Origin of the sequence: Kitasatospora sp. NPDC085895 (assembly GCF_040702125.1) — a bacterium.
Classification (GTDB): Bacteria; Actinomycetota; Actinomycetes; order Streptomycetales; family Streptomycetaceae; genus Kitasatospora; species Kitasatospora arboriphila.
This window is the reverse complement of sequence record NZ_JBFBJY010000215.1, coordinates 1-2100: the sequence shown is the minus strand read 5'-3', so window position 1 is coordinate 2100 and position 2100 is coordinate 1. Positions and strand designations below refer to the sequence as shown.

Genomic DNA, 2100 nt, shown 5'->3' with positions numbered 1-2100 from the left:
GGGTTTGCGCCAGCAGCAAAAGAAGCGCGACAAACACCAGCACGTTAATCACGAGCGGAAGATTCATCCCCAATGTCTCCAATAATCTTTCTTATAAAAACGACTACGCATCACGTATGTCGCGATGTAAATATCGTAACAGTTTGCTGAGTGGCCTACTTATATCCAAATGGAATTTGATATAGCTTTTTGTGTGTTTTTGTTTGTTTTATATACATCAAGATGATGGGTTGAGCGAATTTTTGTGATCAGAGTCTGATATTTCTGATTTGCTCGACATAGGATTGCACCGGCAGGGTGAAATCGCCTTGCCAGCAGATGGCAAACGCCACCAGGCACAGACACAGTACGCGCTCCAGCTGGTTGCCTTTTTGCGAGTTGAGCAGGGGCAGGCGAAAACGCCAGCGGCACGGCCACAGCAGCGGCACGCCGGCGGGCGTGAGCATGTCGGCCAGCAGATGGCTGAAATAACCGATGATCATGGCGTGCAGCGCATCGGCCGGGATCGGCCAGCTACGCGGCACGTCCAGCTGAAACAGCGCCATGCCGCCGGCGATCGCCAGCAGGCTGTGGGTGAAACCGCGGTGGCCGAAGGCGCGGGCGATGGGCAGGGCGATCCAGCGCAGGCGCTGGCCCAGTACCGACTTGGGGTGATCGATGTCCGGCAGCAGCGAGGTGAGCAGCGCGGCGGGTATGATGTGCCACCAGTCGCCGGTAGCCAGCTCTGGCGTCACTTCCGCCTTCTTGGCGAAGATCGCGCAAGCGACAGAGAAAATGAGATGTCCTTCCGCGGTCATGCTGTTGCGATTCCGGCTGGTAAACTGTTAATTTATCCAGTATATGGGAAAATTCCCAGTAGTGGAAGCAGTTACCCTGTAACCAATTGTTTATTTTTCCCTGTTTTACAACGGCTTGTTACGGTGCTGCGTAACAAATCATCGATTTTGACTGGCGAGAACAAAAAGCGGGCGATGGGCGATGCATGAAGATGAGAAAAAAGACGGTGGCTTGGCGTGTGGCGGGAGGAAGCGGCGGCCTTGAACCGCGCTGCGTGGCAGTGACAACGCGCCGCGGGCCGTCGCTTTCCCTGCCACCCAGCATAATAACAACAGCATGCCGATTCAATAATAATGAAACGATGTTTCGTTTGTTTTGCGGCACGGATCCCTTTTATGGCGCAGAGCGGAAAGCCAGGGCGCCGATGGCCGGCGCCGCAGGTCAGGCAAAGTGGGCGGGAGTGAGCTGTTCCAGGGTCTCCAGCTTGTGGTCCGCCAGCGCCCAGCGCGGATCGTGACGGTATTCGGCCGCCGGGATGACGATGGAACGCATGCGTGCGGCCTTGGTGGCGATCATGCCGTTAAAGGAGTCTTCCAGCGTGATGCAGCGCAGCGGATCGCTGCCCAGGCGCTCGGCGGCGATCAGGTAGACCTCAGGGTGTGGTTTGCTGTACGGCAGGTATTCGGCGGAAACCAGCTGATCGAAGTAACCTTCAAGATCGAACATCTTCAGCACCTGCTGTTGCATGTGCAGCGGCGAGGCGGAGGCGAGGCCAATGTTCAGCCCCTGGCTGCGGCACAGCTCCAGCGCCTGCTGAACGCCCGGCAGCAGCGGGCGCGTCTCGTGCACCAGCTCGATGGCGCGCTCGATAATCCGCGCCGACACCTCATCGAGCGAAACCCCTTGCCACGGCATCGCCTGGTACCACATCTTCACCACCAGATCGATGCGCAACCCCAGCGTGTCCGGCAGCTTGTGACGGTCAGACAGATCCAAACCCAGCGCGCCGAAGATATCCAGCTCGGCCTGCAGCCACAGCGGTTCCGAGTCGATCAACAAGCCGTCCATATCAAAAATTGCGGTTTCAATGCGTTGCGAATAAGCCATTAACGGTTAACTCCTGCCGGCGCGGGTGAATGTGCCCGACACTTTATCATCGCAGGTGACGAGACTAAAACCTTTGCCTGCGCGTTTGGCTTTTGCCAAAACGCAGGATATTCCACGCCTCGCGCAATTTTAGCCACCAGCGCTGATGTTGACGCTCGGTGACCTGTTGCAACATGCGTGCGTAGTCCAGCACCAAACCCGGCGTCCAGGTCATGC

The 2100-nt window shown here is 57.1% G+C and carries 2 protein-coding genes; both read right to left on the bottom strand.

The annotated features are described in order from the left end of the window. Positions 1 to 248 precede the first annotated feature (248 nt). Positions 249 to 797 carry a metal-dependent hydrolase gene (locus AB0442_RS42310; RefSeq protein ID WP_004931456.1) on the bottom strand — a complete coding sequence of 183 codons (549 nt, stop codon included), beginning with the start codon at positions 795 to 797 and terminating at the stop codon, positions 249 to 251. Positions 798 to 1218: 421 nt separating this feature from the next. Next, a complete protein-coding gene (gene hxpB, locus AB0442_RS42305) occupies positions 1219 to 1884 on the bottom strand; it encodes a hexitol phosphatase HxpB (RefSeq protein WP_043143363.1) in 666 nt (221 codons plus the stop codon). Positions 1885 to 2100: the final 216 nt, after the last annotated feature.

What these genes read in the sequence shown, in the direction of transcription:
- AB0442_RS42310 (WP_004931456.1), bottom strand. Translation starts at nt 797, where the DNA reads ATGACCGCGGAAGGACATCTCATTTTCTCTGTCGCTTGCGCGATCTTC.
- hxpB (WP_043143363.1), bottom strand. Translation starts at nt 1,884, where the DNA reads ATGGCTTATTCGCAACGCATTGAAACCGCAATTTTTGATATGGACGGC.